We start from the raw sequence: 2,719 nt of genomic DNA, 5'->3' as shown, positions 1-2,719 counted from the left end.
CCGGGAGAGGGGTTGGGGAGAGGGGATCAAAAAGATGAATCGCGCTACTTTTTCACTTATAAGTTTACCACTACCTTGTCCGCTCTAGCGGACCGTGCTTCTTTGTGCGGACATGGGTTGGCTGGTGCTGCCTTACCTGGTCTTTGTCGACGCTGGAGCGTCAGGATTTGCTCCCACGCTGGAGCGTGGGAGCCAGATGATGAATGTGGAATGATGGATGTGGAATGATGGATGGTGAGCATATCCCGCGCTTGGGGGGGAAGACGGGTTTTCCTATAGGAAAATGCGGCTCGAACGCATTGCTTCCCAGTCCCACGGGGCAGACCCATTCATCACTCATCACTCATCACTCATCACTCATCCTTGGCCTGGTCCTGCTCCTGATGTCTACCCTGTGTGGGGCCAAGCCGTTCGAGGACGCCCAGTGCCAGGAGTGTCACGGCATCAAGGGCTATAGCGTCCCGACTGGGAAGCACGGGGAGACCAAGCAGGAGCCGCTGTTCGTCGCTACCGAGTCCTTCGCGGAGAGCGTACACGGGGCGCTGGCCTGTACCGATTGCCACCAGGACATCGAGGAACTGCCGCACCGGGAGGGTGGACTCGGCCGGGTGGACTGTGTCACCTGCCACGAGCAAGTCAAAGGCGATCAATGGATGCCCGCCGACCGCGCCGCCTGGTTGCGGCTCAAACCGCCGCAGCTGGTGGCCTTCACCCGCGACTATGCGCTGTCCGCCCATGCGGACGTATCGGTGCCGAACAACGCCGGTTGCGCGACCTGCCACACGGCGCACTATGTCTTCCCTGCGGACGATCCCCGCGCCAGTACCTATCGCCTGGAGTCGCCCGCCATGTGCGGTGCCTGCCACCAGCAAGCCTTGGGAGAGTATCAGGCGTCTCTGCACGGGGCGGCCCTGAAGCGGCCCTGGGTCGGCGATTCGGCTACCTGCAGCGATTGTCACAGCTCCCATAAGGTCACGGACTTGACCCAGCTGCCGGCCCATCGGATGGTCACCGAGCAGTGCGGCGAGTGCCATGCCGCCGAGCGCGACGGCTATATGGCCAGCCCCCACGGGCAGCTGGCCTGGCACGGTGACAAGGACGCCCCCAAGTGCGTGGACTGCCACGCCGGTCACGACATCGTCCGGGTATCGGATGCGGCCTCGCCGGTAAGCACGGAGCGTCGCGTCGAGACCTGCCGCAAGTGCCACGAGCGGGCCAATGCGCAGTTCGTCAAGTACCAACCCCATGGCACCACGCGTAACTTCGCCAAATACCCCGGCCTGTGGCTGCTGGGCAAGGGGATGGGCGCACTGATCGTGCTGGTCCTGGTCTTCTTCTACACCCATTCGGTGCTCTGGTGGTGGCGCGAAAAGCAGGAACGCCCGGTGATCTACCGCAAGGTCGATGGGCGCAGCTATCCCATGCGGATCAAGCGCGAGAAGCCCCGCAGTGGGGTGCACGTCCGCCGCTTTGCCTGGGGCTGGCGGGTCAACCACTGGCTGCTCGCCCTGTCCCTGATGTTGCTGGTCTTTACCGGCATGGTGGTCATGTATCCGAACACCGACTGGGCCCAGACCTTGGTGCCCCTCTTCGGCGGACCCGGACCCCTCAATACGATCCACCACTGGGCCGGCGTCGTCTTCCTGCTGACCGTCTTCGGGCATGCCGGGGTGGTCCTGGTGCGCACCCTCCGCGACCGGGAGTTCGCCTGGTTCGGCCCCGACTCCCTGCTGCCGCGCAGGCAGGACTGGGAGGACATGAAGGGGCAGTTCCGCTGGTACTTCGGCAGAGGCGAGCAGCCGCGTTTCGGGCGCTGGACCTACTGGGAGAAGTTCGACTACTGGGCCGTGTACTGGGGTGCTTTCATCATTGGCCTGTCGGGTCTCCTGCTCTGGTTCTCCGATGCGGTGGGCAGCGTCCTGCCCGGTTGGGTGTTCAATCTGGCCACGGTGGCCCATGGTCTGGAGGCCTTTCTGGCGGTCATGACCCTGTTCGTGGTCCACTTCTTCAACAACCACTTCCGGCCCGCCAAGTTCCCCTTGGATCCGGTGATGTTCACCGGCTCCTGGGACCTGGAGGAACTCAAAGAAGAACGCCCCGCCGAGTACGAGCGACTGCGGGCCTCCGGCGAGCTGGACAGACTGCTGGTCACGCCCCCGTCCAAGACCTGGAACCGGATCTCCCACCTGCTGGGCTTTAGCCTGTTGGGGCTGGGGCTCCTGCTGTTGATATTGGTCGTGGACGGATTCCTGACCCGGGGGTTGTTCTAGTACGATGTTTCACTAAAATTTTCTCTTGAAACCAGTCGCCGTCATCTCGACCGAAGAAGGTGTCGCAAAAATCATTTCGAACCACAGAGAACGCAGAGAACACAGAGTAAGGAAGCGGCCAATGCTCTGCGTTCTCGGTGTCCTCTGTGGTTTAAATTTCACAGACTGGCAGCTGACGCCACCGCTTATGCGACATCCTCCCGGTGGGGGGGTGTCGTAAAAGGTGACGTCCGACGCGGTCTTTCTCGTTCCCACGCGCTGCGTGGGAAGCTGGTTGCTCCGCACCGCGGAGAGCATCAGGCCGGTGTCCAGCATTCGTGTATACACGGGAATCAAACCTGCCGGCGGTCCGGCGTTATCCGGTGCGGCCCGGAGGGCGTCTGCTCTGAGCGTTGCCGACAGCTGGTGATGGGGTCCGTAAGCCGTCTGAAAGACGGCGGTCCCAGCCG

Annotated in this window: 1 protein-coding gene; it reads left to right on the top strand. The window is 62.6% G+C overall.

Annotated features, from left to right (window positions below; genetic code table 11):
- The first annotated feature begins 383 nt into the window (after positions 1–383).
- Positions 384–2,270 (top strand): cytochrome b/b6 domain-containing protein, encoded by a 1,887-nt coding sequence (locus tag BQ17_RS07505; protein WP_218068158.1) that lies wholly within the window; start codon positions 384–386, stop codon positions 2,268–2,270.
- The last annotated feature ends 449 nt before the right edge of the window (positions 2,271–2,719 follow it).

Source organism: Candidatus Thiosymbion oneisti, from assembly GCF_900092655.1.
Taxonomy (GTDB): domain Bacteria; phylum Pseudomonadota; class Gammaproteobacteria; order Chromatiales; family Chromatiaceae; genus Thiosymbion; species Thiosymbion oneisti.
The sequence above is the reverse complement of the archived record's forward strand: the minus strand, read 5'-3'. Positions and strand labels throughout refer to the sequence as shown.

Coding starts and splice junctions, on each gene's coding strand:
- BQ17_RS07505 (WP_218068158.1), top strand. CDS start 384: ATGTCTACCCTGTGTGGGGCCAAGCCGTTCGAGGACGCCCAGTGCCAG.